The sequence below is a fragment of the Nocardia sp. NPDC058176 genome, assembly GCF_042883805.1.
Lineage (GTDB): Bacteria > Actinomycetota > Actinomycetes > Mycobacteriales > Mycobacteriaceae > Nocardia.
The window spans coordinates 2,447,455-2,462,868 of the sequence record NZ_JBHVVA010000001.1 but is presented as its reverse complement, the minus strand read 5'-3'; the positions used below and the strand labels follow the sequence as shown (position 1 = coordinate 2,462,868).

Sequence of the window (15,414 nt, the reverse complement as noted above, 5' to 3'; positions counted from 1 at the left end):
GCGCCGCCAGCTGGTCACGCGGCCGCGCACTCCGACGACCATCGGGCCCAGTGACGGGCGCCACTGCGGGTCGCTGAGGCGGCCTCAGCGGGCGTGTACGCAGCTCCGTTGCATAGGATCGGCGGATGCGAAACGAGGGTGTGGCGGGTCTGGCGACAGTGCTCGCCCTGGCCGATTCCCGCCTGCCCATCGGTGGGCACGTGCACTCCGGCGGGGTCGAGGAAGCGGTCTCGTCGGGGTTGCTGCGCGACAACGCGAGCGTCGAGCTGTACCTGCGTCGGCGGATCGCGACCACGGGTCTGGTGACGGCCTCGCTGGCGGCCGCGATCTGCGGCGGTGCGCTCACCCCGGAGCGCGCCGAGCTCGAAGCCGACGCTCGCACACCGTCACCCGCCGCACGAGCGGCCTCGCGCGCACAGGGGCGCGGCCTGCTGCGGCTGGCGAAACAGCTGTGGCCACACCATGATTGGGCGCCCGCGGGAGCACGACCACACCTGTCGACGGTCTTCGGCATGGTCGGCCTCGCCTCCGGCGCACGCACCGACGAACTCGCGGGCGTCGTCGTCTACACGACGCTCACCGGCGCCGCGACCGCCGCGCAACGCCTGCTCGCGCTCGATCCCGCCGCCATCGCCGCGGGCACCATGCGCCTCGCGCCCCTGTGCGACCGGATAGCCGAGGAAGCCGCCCTCGGCCTCGCGGCGCTCTCGGATCCGCTGCAGGACGCGCTGGCCGAACGTCACCTGCACCGCGACATGCCCCTGTTCGCGTCCTGACCCATCCCACCGACGAAGGAGTCCTCATGCCGCCCCATCTGATCGACGGCGAACCGCACGATCACAGCCACGACCGGCCCAAGCGGCACCGCGCGCCGGGTGAGGCCGTGCGCATCGGCATCGGCGGCCCGGTCGGTTCGGGCAAGACCGCGCTCGTGGCCGCCCTGTGCAGGCAGCTGCGCGACGAGCTCTCCCTCGCCGTGCTCACCAACGACATCTACACCACCGAGGACGCGGACTTCCTGCGCCGCCACGCCGTGCTGCCCGACGAGCGGATCACCGCCGTGCAGACCGGCGGCTGCCCGCACACCGCCATCCGCGACGACATCACCGCCAACCTCGACGCCATCGACGACTTGGTCGCGGCCAACCCGCCGCTGGACCTGATCCTGGTGGAGTCCGGCGGCGACAACCTCACCGCCACCTTCTCCTCCGGCCTGATCGACGCGCAGATCTTCGTCGTCGACGTCGCGGGCGGCGACAAGGTGCCGCGCAAGGGCGGCCCCGGCGTCACCTTCTCGGACCTGCTGGTGGTGAACAAGACCGACCTGGCTCCGCTGGTCGGCGCCGACCTCGGCGTGATGGAACGCGATGCGGCGAAGGTGCGCGAGGGCCGCCCCACCGCCCTGATCTCGCTGACCGACGACCCGGCCGCCACCCCGGTCCTGGCCTGGGTGCGCGAGCAGCTGCGGGTCGCCGCCGAGCAGGACGCGGCCACCGGCGTTGCGCACTGAACTCCGCATCGTCGCCGCCCCGGGCAGGCTGCCCCGCATCGACGCGGTCGGCGGCCTGGCCGGGCGGCACACCGGCACCGACACCGTCCACCTGATCGGCACGGCGGCGACCCCGCTGGGCGGGGACGAACTCGAGATCAGCATCGTGGTGCGGCCCGGCGCGCGCCTGGTGGTCCGCTCGGTGGCGGCGACGATCGCGCTGCCGAGCACCGTGACGCCGTTGTCGGTGGCGCACTGGCGTTTCGAGGTGGGCGAGGGCGCCGAACTGGACTTCGACCCGGAGCCGACGATCGTGGCCGGTGGCGCACATCACCACACGGTGTCCACCGTGCTGCTCGCCCCCGACGCGCGCCTGCGGCTGCGCGAACGGGTACAGCTCGGCCGCAGCGGTGAGGACGGCGGCGGCTGGCGCGGTGACCTGATCGCCGACCTGGGCGAGATCCCCCTGCTGCGGCACCGCCTCGAGCTAGGGACGGGCGCGGTCACCGACGACCGCCTGCGCGCGCCCCGCGCACTCGACAGCGAACTGGTCTACCCCGACGACCGTCCCGCCTGGTCGGGCAGCATCGATACCGTACGACTGCCCCTGGCCGCCGGTGGCTCACTCGCCACGAGCGTCGGTTCCCGCCTGCGTGCGGAGGTTCCGGTCCAGGTCGGCTGAGTCCACCGAAACGGTCCCGCCGGTGATCCGAGCCCGCCTGTGTCGGCGGATCGAATGCGTCACCGCCGGAACGACATTCGACCGGCCGAGCTCGTCCTTCGCCGGAGCCAGGGCGGTCCGTGGGCGCGCGGCTTTGGTGCCGTCACCGGACCGACGGAAACGACGAGTGGGAGCCGGGCAGATGCTCGGCTCCCACTTGTACTACCTGCGGATCAGGCGTTGACCAATACCGCTTCGTCGGCGATCTCGCCCGGCGTGGCCGCGCGCGGCGGCGCGAGGAAACCGCTCGCCGCGCCCACCGCGGCACCGACACCGGCGCCGACGACGGTGACGGGCACCGACACCGCCATGTAGGCGACCATCCCACCCAGGATGGGCCCGGCGACCAGGCCGATCGGCAGCAGCGGGATACCGGCGACGAGACCGGCGACCGCGCCCATCGTGCTCGCCGCCATCGCGAACGGGATCGCGACGGTCGACCCGACGGCTGCCCCGCGCGCCGCGGATCCGAGGGTCTCGGCGGCGATCCGGTCCGAGCGGCTGCGCTCGAGCCCGACCGAGTCCAGGAACGTGGCCAGATTGGCCTCGGTGTTCGCGGCGGCATCGTTGATCTGGATCGAGGTGTCCACCGGGACGAAGTCGGGCACCGGAACCTGCTGGTCACCGAAGCGGAACTGGCCCGGCGGCGGCAGGATCGGCGGCACCGGCTCGACCGCGGTCGGCGCGTGCAGCGGACCGACGGGGGACAGGTAGCTCGTCTCCGGTCCCGTCCGCGACCACTGCAGCGAGCTGCGCGTGTTCTCCGGCATCTGCTGGCCCACGTACGGCGTGGCATTGGGCGCCATCGCGTCGAACTCCGGTCCGGCCGGATGCTCGGTCTGGGTCACCGCCGCCTGCGCGGGATCGGCATTCGCGGTGCCCGTGCCGATCAGGGCCATGACCAGGGGGACCGCGCCTGCTGCGACGACCGAACCGACCTTCTGTCGCTGCGGGCTCGGTGCCCTGTGTTTCCCCGTCGCCATAGATCACCTTTCATCCTGGGGATTTGGTCACACATATGACCTCCGACATTCGGACCGGTCCCGGACTCGGATGGGTCCGAAACACGGGCAACCCGGAATCGTGGTGCGTGCCGACGACGAAGGCCGGGTGGTTCGGTGAACCACCCGGCCTTTCGAGAACGGTGATCGGCTAGCCGACCTCGCGCTTCTCGGTGAGCTCGTTGTTCTCCGGCGGTGCGCCCAGATGCGCCGCGAGTTCGTCGGCTTCGGCCCGGTCGGCATTGACTTCCTCGATCGCCAACCGCGCGAAGATCCACTGCTCGGTCGCCGCCATCTGCCCGCGATTGCGGCCGAGGAACGAGACGAACCAGCCGATCACGGTGACGATGCGGCTGCGGTAACCGACCAGGTAGTACAGGTGCAGCGCGAGCCAGGCGAGCCAGGCCAGGAAGCCGCTGAACTCGAGCTTGCCGATCTGGCAGACCGCGTCGAAGCGCGAGATCGTCGCCATCGAGCCCTTGTTGAAGTACTTGAACGGCGCCCGATCCGCCGGCGCCTGCCCCTTGAGCCCGGCCTTGATGGCCTTGGCCGCGTAGGTGGAACCCTGGATCGCGCCCTGCGCCTGCCCGGGCACACCCGGCACCGACATCAGGTCGCCGACCACGAACACGTTCGGATGACCCTTGACCGTGAGGTCGGGCTCCACGATGACGCGCCCGGCCCGGTCCACCTCGGTGCCCTCGGAACGCTCGGCGATCATCTGGCCCAGCGGGCTGGCCTGCACACCGGCCGACCACACCTTGCAGGTGGCCTCGATCCGGCGGGTGGTGCCGTCGGCGTCCTTGACGACCACGCCGTGCGCGTCGACATCGGTCACCATGGCGTTGAGCTGGATCTCCACACCCATCTTCTCCAGCCGCTTCTGCGCCTTGGCACCCAGCTTGGGGCCCATCGGGCCGAGCACCGCACCCGCGCCCTCGAGCAGGATGACCCTGGCATCGCGGGGGTCGATGGTGCGGAAGGTGCCGTCGAGGGTGCGGTCCGCGAGCTCGGCGATCTGGCCCGCCAGCTCGACACCGGTCGGACCGGCGCCGACGACGATGAAGGTGAGCAGCCGGTCGCGCTCCTCCTGGGTGGTCGCCAGCTCGGCCTGCTCGAACGATCCGAGGATGCGCGCGCGCAGTTCGAGCGCGTCGTCGATGGTCTTCATGCCGGGGGCATAGGTGGCGAAGTGGTCGTTGCCGAAGTACGACTGCTGCGCGCCGGTGGCGACGATCAGGCTGTCGAAGGCGGTGACGGTGTCGCGGTTGAGTAGTCGCGAGGTGACCTGCTTGTTCGCCAGGTCGACATCGATGACATCACCCAGCAGCACCTGCGCGTTCTTCTGCTTGCGCAGCACCAGCCGGGTGGCGGGCGCGATCTCGCCGGTCGAGAGGATGCCGGTGGCCACCTGGTACAGCAGTGGCTGGAACAGGTGGGTGGAGGTCTTGGAGATCAGCGTGACATCGACGTCGGCCCGGCGCAGATGCCTGGTGCCGAACAGACCGCCGAACCCGGAACCGATCACCACCACACGGTGCCGCTGGTTCCCGACAGACTGAGTGCTCATCGCCTCGCTCCTCGACAGACTGGGGTGCGCCCCACAGTGGTGGTGACAGGCTCAACCGTAGTCGGCTCCGCAAGCGGCGTCGTCACGAGACACCGGTTCCGAACGACAAGATCGACAATACGGGACCGACCCGTTCAGCGACCGGCAAGCAGGAGCTCGGCGACCTTGGTGTCGGTCGCGGCGCCTTCGGTGTAGCCACCCTCGGCGCCGAGGGCGTTCATGATGGCGAGGGTGTAGCGCTCACCGTCGCCCGCGACGCCGACCGAGTTCACCACCCAGCCGTCGGCCTCGGCCGACCAGCCGTTCTTGAGGCCGGGCCGCATCCGCGAGCCCGCGCCCCACACGCCCCAGTGCTGGTTGGAGTCGACCGAGCGCATCCGGTCCAGCAGATAGTTCAGGTCGTCGGGGTGCATGGTGTCGAGGATGGTGTTCATCAGCCGGTCCAGATCGGCGGCGGTGCACTTCTGGAACGACCAGTCCGGGAACAGCGCGGTGTTGGTCGGCTGCGGGATCAGGCTGGTCATGCCGTAGGCGCGGAAGGCGTTGTTGTAGGCCAGGCGGTCGAAGCCGATGTACTTGTTCCACAGCACGTCGGCGGCGTGATCGTTGGAGGTGGCCAGCATCGCCTCGATGTTGTGGCGGTCGTCGGGGGACAGGCCGATGGCGCCGACCCTGGCCCGGTTGAGCAGGTCGGCGGCGATGGCCAGCTTGATCGTGGAGGCGGTCCACACCTGGTTCTCGGCGTGTTCGTTGGCGTAGATGCCGCCGGTCTGGCGGTCGCGCAGCACGTAGCCGACCACACCGGGCCGACCGGCGAGATAGGAGTTCACCCGGGCTATCCGGGAACTCATGTCGCAGTCGAAGCCGGGTAGGCACGCCTGGGTCAGCGCGGGGGGAGCGGCCTGGGCCTGACTCACCAGGACGGGGACGCCCGGGGTGAGGACGGCCGCGGCGGCGAGCAGGCAGGCGGTTGCAGCGACCCGGGAAACGACGCGGGTGGCGGGGGAACGGTCACGCACGAGGGACCACACTCGCACACCGCGCGCTCGAGCGCACTACTTGAGCTGGCAACCGGACTGTGTTACAAGCGCCCTTGCGCCGCATCGCAATTGCGCTCAGTGATGGGCGGCGTGCGGTGTCGCGATGGGGCAGCCGTTGAGTCGATGGCAGTGTTCGAACGCCTCGCCGTGCCGGTCCAGCGGCCACACGTGCAGTACCTGATCGGGTCCGTAGCGTCGGGAATTGATCAACTCCCAGCGGGCGCCCGCCCGTCGGACGACGAATCCGCCGTCGGGAACCAAGGGAATCACCTGCGCGATCATGAACCGAAAACCAGCCTTTCGCCCGCGGCCGTACTGTCCCACCCGAGGAGCAACGATCCCACGGTGGTCACCGACGGCCGCGCAGGCGTGGCCGGGACGTCTTGCGGTGTGGCCTATTTCACTTGCCCTGTTCGGTGGTCCCGGCGGGGCCGCGGGATTGCGGGTCGGTCGCTGGGCGTATAAACGACGGATGCCGTTGCACCTCCATCGCGCCGAACGCGCCGACGCGCTGGCCGACGGACTGGGGAGTTTGCTCGGTGTCGCGCCCGCCGACCCGTTCGCCACCGAGGTGGTCGCTGTCCCCGCCAAAGGGGTGGAGCGCTGGCTGGCCCAGCGGCTTTCCGGCGTGCTCGGTGTGGCGGGCACCGGCGACGGCATCGCCGCCAACATCGCCTTCCCCGCGCCGTCGGCGCTGGTGGCCGAGGTGCTGGCCGCGGCGAGCGGTGTCGCCCCCGCTGACGATCCGTGGGGCGGGCAGCGGCTGGTGTGGACGTTGCTGTCGGTGATCGACGAGGTCGCCGACCAGCCGTGGGCCGCGGTCCTGGCCCGGCATCTGGGTCTGCCCGGCACGAGCCACCGCGTCGGCAGGCGCTACGCCACCGCCGCCCACCTCGCCGCGCTCTTCGACTCCTACGCCGCACAGCGCCCCCAACTGCTGCTCGACTGGGCGGCCGACACAGACAGCGACGGCGCGGGCGGCCGAGTCCCCGACGACCTCGCCTGGCAGCCCCGGCTGTGGCGGGCCCTGCACGCGGCGATCGGCGCCCCGAGCCCCGCCGAACGCCTCGCCGACGCCTGCGCCCACCTGCGCGCCGACCCCGCCTCGGTCGACCTCCCCGCCCGCGTCTCCCTGTTCGGCCTCACCCGCCTCCCCGCCGACCAACTCGCCGTGTTCACCGCGCTGGCCGCCCACCGCGACGTCCACCTGTGGCTGGCCCACCCGAGCCCGACGATGTGGACGGCCCTCACCTCGGACCGTGGGTGCGATGACGTACCGCCGGTGTACACCGGCAGCGATATCGCTGCGATGAACGACACTGTGTCAGCTGGCGATACGGGCCTCAGCGCTGCTGCCACGGATGCTACCGAGAGCGCCACTGGTGGCCGCCTGGGTACCAGCGCGTCGATCGGCGATACGGGCGTGAGCCGTGCGGGCGCGGCGATGCGTGACACTTCGGCCACTATCGGCGGCGGGGGCACGGCGGCGCCCGATGCTTCGAGGGACGTGTACCTCTCGACGGCGCGGTCGCGTGCTGCGGACACCACCGCCGATCTGGTGCGACATCCACTGCTGGCTGGTCTGGCCAGAGATGTCCGCGAAGTGGAGCAGCGGCTGATCCCGGTGTTGGACAGCGACATCCACCTCTCCGGGGCGGGTGCTGCACCCACCTTGCTCGGCGTCTTACAGAGCGCCATCCGCGACGACCGGGCGCCGGCCGAAGGGGCGGTGCCCGATGGCAGTGTCGAGGTGCACGCCTGTCACGGACCCGCTCGCCAAGTGGAGGTGCTGCGGGATCTGCTGCTGACGACCTTCGCGGCGGATCCGGCGCTGGAACCGCGGGATGTGCTGATCATGTGCCCGGACGTGGAGGCGTTCGCGCCGCTGGTGCGGGCGGCGTTCGGGCAGCGCGGGGCGGGTGCGGTGGATGTGCCGGTGGAGGGCGAGCATCCGGCGCACCAGTTGCGGGTGCGGCTGGCCGATCGCGGGCGGGCGGTGACCAATCCGATGCTGGCGGTGGTGATCGAGCTGCTGGAACTGGCCGACGGACGCGTCACCGTGACGCAGGTGCTCGACCTGGCGGCGAGCGACACCGTGCGCCGCCGTTGCGGTTTCGACGACGACGACATCGAACGACTGCGCGAGTGGGCCGCCGAATCGGGTGCGCGGTGGGGCATCGGACAGCGGCAGCGCGAGGCGTTCGGCCTGGTCGATTTCGCGCAGAACACCCTCAATGCCGCCGTCGACCGGATCCTGCTCGGCGTCACCGCCGACGAATCCGGTGACGACTGGCTGGATCTGGCGCTCCCACTCGACGACGTGGACTCCAACGATGTCGACCTGGCCGGCCGCTTCGCCGAATTCGTCGACCGCCTCGCGGTCTGCCTGCGTGACCTGCGCGGCCCGCGCCCCGCCGCGGAGTGGACCACCGTGCTGCTGCGCGCCGTCGACCTGCTCACCGATGTACCGGTCGCGCACTCCTGGATCCGCGCCGAGGCCCGCCGCGAGATCGTCGCCGCCACCGAGCACGCCGGGGACACCCCGCTGCGGCTGGCCGATGTCGCGGTGCTGCTCGCGAGCCGCCTGGCCGGCGGTCCCGGTCGCGCCAACTTCCGCACCGGCGAACTCACCGTCTGCACGCTGGTACCGATGCGCTCGGTCCCGCACCGGGTGGTCGTCCTGCTCGGTCTCGACGACGACGTGTTCCCCCGCCCCGGCACCGTCGACGGCGACGACCTGCTCGCCCGCGACCCACTGGTCGGTGAACGCGATGCCCGCAGCGAGGACCGTCAGCTCCTGCTCGACGCGATCATGGCGGCGGGCGACAAGCTGCTGGTCCTGCACACCGGCGCCGACCCGGTGACCGGCGCCGCCCGGCCGCCCGCGGTCCCGGTGGCCGAACTGCTCGACGTGCTCACCGCCCACGTCGGCCCGGCCGCGATGCCCGCCGTGCACATCCGGCATCCGTTGCAGGCCTTCGACCGTCGCAATTTCGCCCCCGAGCACCCGCGCAGCTTCGACACCGTCGCCCTGGCCGGTGCGCGCGCGGCCGCCCGGCCCGCGCATCCGCGTCCACCGCTGCTCACCGCGCCCCTGCCCCCGGCCCCGGCCGCCGATGTCGCACTGGCGGAACTGATCTCGTTCGCCGAGCATCCGGTCCGCGCGTTCCTGTGGCAGCGGCTCGGCCTGCGGGTGCCCGAGGAATCCGAGGACATCGCCGATCAGCTCCCGATCGAACTCGACGGCCTGGCCAAGTGGGATCTGGGCGAACGGATGCTGACCGCCCGCCTCACCGGGGCCGACCCGGCGGGCTTGCGAGCCGCCGAATGGCGACGAGGTACCCTGCCGCCCTTCGGTTTCGGCGCCGCGGTGCTCGACGAAGTGGAGGGCACCGTCGACACCCTCGTGCGCACCGCCCTGCCCGACTACGAGGCCGAGCCACGCGCTGTCGACATCGCCATCGACCTCGGCAACGGCCGGACCCTCGCCGGAACGGTGCCCGAGGTTCGCGGCGAGACCCTGGTGCGCACCACCTACTCCCGCCTGGCGCCGAAACACCGTCTCGCCGCCTGGGTTTCGCTGCTGGCGCTGGCCGCCACCGAGGACCGCTCGTGGCGGGCGATCAGCACCGGACGCGGCCAGTTCCGCAGCAGACCGGTCACCCGATCGGTGCTGGTGGCCCCCGAGGCGCCCGCCGCGCTGACCGTCCTGCGAGACCTGGTGCGGTTGCGCGACGAGGGCCTGTGCGAACCGCTGCCGATCGCGCCCGCCGCCACGGCCGCCTACGCCGAACGCCGCTTCCGGGGCGACAGTGTCGCCGATGCCCTGCTCGCCGCCGAACACGCCTTCGACGGCGGACCCAACGGTCCCGACAAGTTCGGCGACCACACCGACCGCTACCTCCGCTATGTCTGGGGCCGCGCACCACGTTTCGACCGCTTGGCCGCCGACCCGGCGCGACCGGGCGAACCGGAGTCCACCCGCTTCGGCGCGGTGGCCCGCCGCTGGTGGGCGCCGCTGCTCGCCGCCGAGAGTCAGGGACAGCCGTGACGGGGACGATGTCGGCGCCCGCCGCCGAGGCCTTCGACGCGGCCGGGCCGCTGCCCACCGGTACCACCGTGCTCGAGGCGAGCGCGGGCACCGGCAAGACGCACGCCATCGTCGGGCTCGCAGTCCGCTATGTCGCCGAGGCCGGGATCGGGATCACCGAGCTGCTGCTGGTGACCTTCAGCCGCGCCGCCACCCAGGAGCTGCGCGAACGCACCAGGGACCGCTTCGTCACCGTGGCCGCCGCCCTGGCCGAACCGGACAACGCCCGGTCCCATCACGACGACCTGGTGCGCGCCCTCGCCGACACCGACGCCGCGACCGTGCGGCTGCGCAGGCACCGATTGCTCACCGCCCTGGCCGATTTCGACGCGGGCACCATCGCCACCACGCACTCGTTCTGTCAGCGGATGCTCGACGAACTCGGCCTGGCCGGGGAACACGATCCGGGCGCGCGACTGGTCGAATCGGTCGACGAACTCGTCGCCACCGTGGCCGACGACCTGTACCTGGCCCGCTACGCCCGCGACCGCGCCCCGTTCAGCCTGCGCGACGCGCGCACCCTCGCCCTGGCCGCCGTGCACGACCGCCACGCCGACCTCGCGCCACGCACCGACGGCGCGGCGGGCGAGCGGGTCGCCTTCGCCACCGCGGTCCGCGCGGAGACCGAACGCCGCAAACGGCAAGCGGGCCTGCGCGATTTCGACGACCTGCTCGTCCTGCTGCACGACGTGCTCGCCGATCCCGACCACGGTCCGCGCGCCTGCGCCCGGATCCGGCAGCGATACCGGGTCGCCCTCGTCGACGAGTTCCAGGACACCGACCCGCTGCAGTGGGACATCCTGCGCCGCGCCTTCCACGAACACGCCACCCTGGTGCTGGTCGGCGACCCGAAACAGGCCATCTACGCCTTCCGTGGCGCCGAGGTGCTCAGTTACCTCGACGCCGTCGCGCACGCCCAGCGGCGCAGCGAACTCACCCGCAACTGGCGCAGTGACGCGGGTCTGCTGCGCGCCATCGACCACCTGTGCGGCGGTGCGGAACTCGGCCATCCCGAGATCAGCGTGTACCCGGTGGCGCCGACGCGCCCGGCGACCCGCCTGGACGGCGACCCGGCGGTGATCACCCCGCTGCGGCTGCGGGTGCTGCCGCGCACGGGCGCCGGGCCGCGCAATCGGTCGGGGTTCCCCTCGGTCGGCAGGCAGCGGGCCAAGGTGGCCGACGATCTGGCCGCCGACATCGTCACCCTGCTCGAATCCGGCGCCACCATCGAGGCCGGACCCGAACGGGGCGCCGAGCACGCGCTCACCGAGGTCGGCGACGGGCGGGTACGCAGGCCGATCGGGCCCGGCGACATCGCGGTCCTCGTGCGCACTCGCACCCAGATCGATGTGGTGCGGGCCGCGCTGGACCGGGTCGGCGTCGCCTCCGTCCTCGCCGGTGGCACCAGCGTGTTCGCGACCCCCGCCGCCACCGACTGGCTGTGGGTGCTGCGGGCACTGGAACAACCACACCGCGGCGACCGAGTGCGGCTGGCCGCGTGCACGCCGATCCTCGGTGTCACCGTCGCCGAGATCGACGCGGGCGGTGCGGATCTCGTCGGCCGTGTGTCGACCCAGCTGCGCGAGGCGGCGCGGGTGTTCGGCCGGGCCGGATTCGCCGCGGTCTTCGACAAGCTCGCCACCGAGACCGAGCTGGCGCCGCGCCTGCTCGCCATCGACAACGGCGAGCGCGAACTCACCGACCTGCGCCATCTCGCCCAATTGCTCGACGAGGTCGCCCTCGCCGAGGGACTCGGCCTGACCGCGCTCACCCGCTGGCTCGCCGACCGGGTGCGCGATCCGGAAGCGGGCAATGTGAGCGGGCGTAGCCGTCGGCTCGACCGCGATGCCGCGGCGGTGCAGATCGCCACCGTGCATGCCAGCAAGGGACTCGAGTTCCCGATCGTCTACCTGCCCTTCGCCTGGGACAGCGCCAAGAACCCGTATCCGGCGACCCTGCTGTTCCACGACGACAACGGCACCCGCGTCCTCGATATCGGCGGCAAGGAGGCGCCCGGCTACGGCGAACGCCAATTGCGCTGTGAGACCGAGGAATCGGGGGAGGAGCTGCGGCTGCTGTATGTGGCGCTGACCCGGGCCATGTGCCAGGTCGTCACCTGGTGGGCGCCCGCGGTCACCACCGCCGCCGCGCCCCTGCACCGGATGATCCTCGGGCGACGGCCCGGCTCGGCGCAGGTCCCGCGGCGCGCGGAGATCCCCGCCGACACCGCCGCGGTGCAACGGCTCACCGAGTGGGCCGACCCCGCCGCCGAGGTCATCTCGGTGACCGCGGTGGACCGGCCGGAGAACGTGGCGCCCCGACGCGTGCGCACCGAACTGCCGACCGGTGAACTGTCCGCCGCCGATTTCACCCGGGGACTCGACCAGCAGTGGCGGCGCACCTCGTATTCGGCGCTGACCGCAGGCGCGCACGATCTCGCCGGGGTGAGCGAGGGCGAACCCGAGGACGGGCCCGGCCCCGACGACGAACCCACCGAGGCGCCACTGGACGCGCCGACCGGCGGCACGGCGGCGCCCTCGCTGATGAACGAACTGCCATACGGTGCCGAATTCGGCACGCTGGTGCACGGCGTGCTCGAGACCGTCGACACCTCCGTCGAGGATCTCGCCGCCGAGGTGCGGGCCCGCTGTGTCGAGGCCGTCGAACACACCATGGCCGAACTCGATGTGGACCTGCTGGCCACCGCGCTGCTCGAAGTCCTGCGCACCCCCACCGATTTCGGCTCCCTGGCAGCCGTCGCGACCAGGGACCGGCTCAACGAACTGGACTTCGAACTGCCCCTCGGCGGCGGGGAGCGGCCCGGTCCGCGCGCGGCGGGAATGCACGCCGTCGCGGCCCTGCTGCGTGCCCACCTGCCCGCCGACGACGACCTGGCCGGCTACGCCGAACACCTGGCCGCCCTGCCCGATACCGTCCTGCGCGGCTATCTCACCGGCAGTATCGACGCCGTCCTCCGGGTGCCCGACGCGGCGGGGGAGCACCGATACCTCATCGTCGACTACAAGACCAACCGCCTCGGCACCGGCGACCTCACCGTCGAGCACTACCGCCGCGAACACATGGTCGCGGAGATGATCCGTTCGCACTACCCGCTGCAGGCGCTGCTGTATGCCGTTGCGCTGCACCGGTATCTGCGCTGGCGGCTGCCCGGCTACGATCCGGCCCGGCATCTCGGCGGGGCACGGTATCTGTTCGTGCGCGGCATGATCGGCGCGGCGACCCCGCCCGGCCACGGTGTGTTCGACTGGTATCCGCCCGCCGAACTCGTTGTCGCGCTGTCGGATCTGCTGGCGGGAGACGCGCGATGACCTCGATCCAGGTGGCGCAGCGCGGAACCGGGCTGCTGCGGGTGTTCAACGAGGCAGGGGTGCTCTCGGCCGCCGATGTGCACGTCGCGGTCCGGCTGGGCCGGATGGGGCGTGAGGACAGTGAGGCCGTGCTGTTCGCGGCGGCGCTGGCCGTGCGCGCGGTGCGCTCCGGTTCGGTCTGTCTGGAACTGGCGCGAATGCGTGAGATCGGTATCGACGCCGACGAAACCCGTGACCCCGCGGCGGGAATCGACCCGGCGACCCTGCCGTGGCCCGACGCCGACCAGGTGCTGACCGCCCTGCGGCGCAGTCCGCTGATCCAGGGTGGGCAGGCGGGTCCGCTGCGGCCCCTGCGGATCGTCGAAGCCGACGCCGAGGGTGGGGCGCTGCTCTATCTGGACCGGTACTACCAGCAGGAACAGACCCTGCGCCGGGTCCTCACCGAACGCAGCGCCGACCACCCGGTGATCGACACGGCATTGGTGCGCGCGCAACTGGACCGGCTCTTCGCCGAGCCGCTCGGTGCCGGACCGGACCGTCAGCGGCTGGCCGCCGCGCTCGCCGCGACCCACTGGACCACCGTCGTCGCCGGCGGCCCCGGCACCGGCAAGACACACACGATCGCCCGCATCCTGGCCCTGCTCACCGCGCACCGCGCCGCCACCCCGAAACTGCCCGCGCTGCGCATCGCGCTCGCCGCCCCCACCGGCAAGGCCGCCGCGCGCCTCCAGGAGGCCGTGCGTGAACAGGCCGCCGAACTCGGCCTGCCCGAACTCACCGCCTCGACCCTGCACCGGTTGCTTGGCTGGCAGCGCGGACGCACCACCCGGTTCCGCCACCACGAACACAACCGGCTGCCCTACGACGTGGTCGTGGTCGACGAGACCTCGATGGTGTCGCTCACGATGATGAGCCATCTGTTCTCGGCCCTGCGCCCCGACACCCGCCTGGTCCTCGTCGGTGACCCCGACCAGCTCGCTTCCGTCGACGCTGGGGCGGTGCTGGCCGATCTGGTCGCCGGACCGATCGGCGGCGCACCGAACCCAGCCCTGGGTGAACTGCTGGCGAGTGACCCGAAACTTGATGGGAAACAAGCAGATTCGATCGGACCGACATCCGATGCGGCCGTCGGCGCGGAGTCGTCGACGCGTGTCGGGCGGAGCGTCGGTCCGGCCGCGGAATGGCCCGAGCGTGGCGGCGCGGAGACCGGTGACGACCTGGGCGCCGCGTCGGCGGGAACCGGCGCGGAAAGCGTTCGGGGTCCGGGCGGCACCGACGGCCTTGCGCGGCAGGGTCGTTCCGGCGTGGATAGTGGGCCGGGAACGGGCAGCGCGGTGGTGGGTGCCGCGCTCACCGCGGTGGAGCAGCGGCGGCTGCGCGGCGGGATCGTGCGGCTCACTCGCGGACGGCGGTTCGGTGGGCGGATCGCGGATCTCGCGGTGGCTGTTCGCGCTGGCGACGCGGACGCGGCACTGGCGATTCTGCGAGCCGGTGCCGCGGACGTGTCGCTGTGCGCACCCGACGACACCGCCGCCGTGCGTGCCGACGTGACCACCGCCGCGCTGGCGGTCACCGCGGCTGCCGAGGCGGGTGACGCGGTCGGCGCGCTCACCGCGCTGGAGTCACACCGACTGCTCTGTGCCCACCGCCAGGGCCCCTTCGGCGTGGAACGCTGGGACCGGATGGCCGCCGAGTGGGCCGCCGCGGGCGGCGCGGGACCCGAAGGGCCGCAAGCGGTCTGGTATCCCGGTCAGCCGCTGCTGGTCACCGCCAACGATCACGAGGCCCGCATCTACAACGGCGACACCGGCGTCATCATCCGCCGCCCCGACGGCTCCCTGCGTGCCGCCCTGCAACGCGGCAGCGAACCGTACCTGGTCCACCCCACCCAGTTCCCCGCCGTCGTCACGGTCTTCGCGATGACCATCCACCGCAGCCAGGGCAGCCAGTACGACACCGTCTCCGTCGTCCTCCCCGACCCCGAATCCACCCTGCTCACCAGGGAACTCCTCTACACCGCCATCACGCGCGCCCGCACCCACGTCCGCGTCATCGGCACCGAGGACTCCATCCGCGCCGCCATCGGCCGCCGAGTCCTGCGCGCCAGCGGCCTGTCCCGCACCACACCGCCGACCCGCGATCAGTAGGGACGAGCGTCAACTCATCGAGTCCGG

At 72.0% G+C, this 15,414-nt stretch carries 10 protein-coding genes; 6 read left to right on the top strand and 4 right to left on the bottom strand.

Going from position 1 to position 15,414, the window contains the following annotated elements; translation table 11 throughout:
• The first annotated feature begins 125 nt into the window (after positions 1-125).
• From ACFVVM_RS11470 to ACFVVM_RS11460, 3 genes are read left to right on the top strand one after another with little or no spacing between them, the layout of a single operon-like run.
• Positions 126-776: an urease accessory protein UreF gene (locus tag ACFVVM_RS11470; RefSeq protein WP_387616265.1), complete on the top strand. Its 651-nt coding sequence runs from the start codon at positions 126-128 to the stop codon at positions 774-776.
• Between the two features lie 26 nt (positions 777-802).
• Positions 803-1,510, top strand: a complete 708-nt coding sequence (gene ureG, locus ACFVVM_RS11465; protein ID WP_387616263.1) for an urease accessory protein UreG — start codon at positions 803-805, stop codon at positions 1,508-1,510.
• The gene (locus ACFVVM_RS11460) at positions 1,500-2,171 is read left to right on the top strand and encodes an urease accessory protein UreD (protein WP_387616261.1); all 672 of its coding nucleotides are present in this window, start codon (positions 1,500-1,502) and stop codon (positions 2,169-2,171) included. Before ureG ends, ACFVVM_RS11460 begins: the two co-directional genes overlap by 11 nt.
• Before the next feature lie 212 nt (positions 2,172-2,383).
• On the opposite strand, the gene ACFVVM_RS11455 is transcribed toward ACFVVM_RS11460, so the two are convergent.
• From ACFVVM_RS11455 to ACFVVM_RS11440, 4 genes are all read right to left on the bottom strand, one after another.
• Positions 2,384-3,193 (bottom strand): hypothetical protein, encoded by an 810-nt coding sequence (locus ACFVVM_RS11455; RefSeq protein WP_387616259.1) that lies wholly within the window; start codon positions 3,191-3,193, stop codon positions 2,384-2,386.
• Positions 3,194-3,362: 169 nt separating this feature from the next.
• Positions 3,363-4,781, bottom strand: coding sequence for an NAD(P)/FAD-dependent oxidoreductase (locus ACFVVM_RS11450; RefSeq protein WP_387616257.1), 1,419 nt, complete (start codon positions 4,779-4,781; stop codon positions 3,363-3,365).
• A 134-nt stretch (positions 4,782-4,915) separates the two neighbouring features.
• The gene (locus ACFVVM_RS11445) at positions 4,916-5,812 is read right to left on the bottom strand and encodes a tat pathway signal sequence (protein ID WP_387616840.1); all 897 of its coding nucleotides are present in this window, start codon (positions 5,810-5,812) and stop codon (positions 4,916-4,918) included.
• Between the two features lie 84 nt (positions 5,813-5,896).
• The gene (locus tag ACFVVM_RS11440) at positions 5,897-6,103 is read right to left on the bottom strand and encodes a hypothetical protein (protein WP_387616255.1); all 207 of its coding nucleotides are present in this window, start codon (positions 6,101-6,103) and stop codon (positions 5,897-5,899) included.
• Positions 6,104-6,293: 190 nt separating this feature from the next.
• On the opposite strand from ACFVVM_RS11440, the gene recC reads away from it, so the two are divergent.
• Genes recC through ACFVVM_RS11425 form a run of 3 tightly spaced genes read left to right on the top strand, consistent with a single transcriptional unit; the run spans position 6,294 to position 15,387 of the window.
• Positions 6,294-9,872 (top strand): exodeoxyribonuclease V subunit gamma, encoded by a 3,579-nt coding sequence (recC, locus tag ACFVVM_RS11435; RefSeq protein WP_387616253.1) that lies wholly within the window; start codon positions 6,294-6,296, stop codon positions 9,870-9,872.
• An 8-nt stretch (positions 9,873-9,880) separates the two neighbouring features.
• Positions 9,881-13,240: a UvrD-helicase domain-containing protein gene (locus ACFVVM_RS11430; protein ID WP_387616838.1), complete on the top strand. Its 3,360-nt coding sequence runs from the start codon at positions 9,881-9,883 to the stop codon at positions 13,238-13,240.
• The gene (locus ACFVVM_RS11425) at positions 13,237-15,387 is read left to right on the top strand and encodes an AAA family ATPase (protein ID WP_387616251.1); all 2,151 of its coding nucleotides are present in this window, start codon (positions 13,237-13,239) and stop codon (positions 15,385-15,387) included. The genes ACFVVM_RS11430 and ACFVVM_RS11425 overlap by 4 nt, the downstream gene beginning before the upstream one ends.
• Positions 15,388-15,414: the final 27 nt, after the last annotated feature.

Coding starts and splice junctions, on each gene's coding strand:
- ACFVVM_RS11470 (WP_387616265.1), top strand. CDS start 126: ATGCGAAACGAGGGTGTGGCGGGTCTGGCGACAGTGCTCGCCCTGGCC.
- ureG (WP_387616263.1), top strand. CDS start 803: ATGCCGCCCCATCTGATCGACGGCGAACCGCACGATCACAGCCACGAC.
- ACFVVM_RS11455 (WP_387616259.1), bottom strand. CDS start 3,193: ATGGCGACGGGGAAACACAGGGCACCGAGCCCGCAGCGACAGAAGGTC.
- ACFVVM_RS11450 (WP_387616257.1), bottom strand. CDS start 4,781: ATGAGCACTCAGTCTGTCGGGAACCAGCGGCACCGTGTGGTGGTGATC.
- ACFVVM_RS11440 (WP_387616255.1), bottom strand. CDS start 6,103: ATGATCGCGCAGGTGATTCCCTTGGTTCCCGACGGCGGATTCGTCGTC.
- recC (WP_387616253.1), top strand. CDS start 6,294: ATGCCGTTGCACCTCCATCGCGCCGAACGCGCCGACGCGCTGGCCGAC.
- ACFVVM_RS11430 (WP_387616838.1), top strand. CDS start 9,881: ATGTCGGCGCCCGCCGCCGAGGCCTTCGACGCGGCCGGGCCGCTGCCC.
- ACFVVM_RS11425 (WP_387616251.1), top strand. CDS start 13,237: ATGACCTCGATCCAGGTGGCGCAGCGCGGAACCGGGCTGCTGCGGGTG.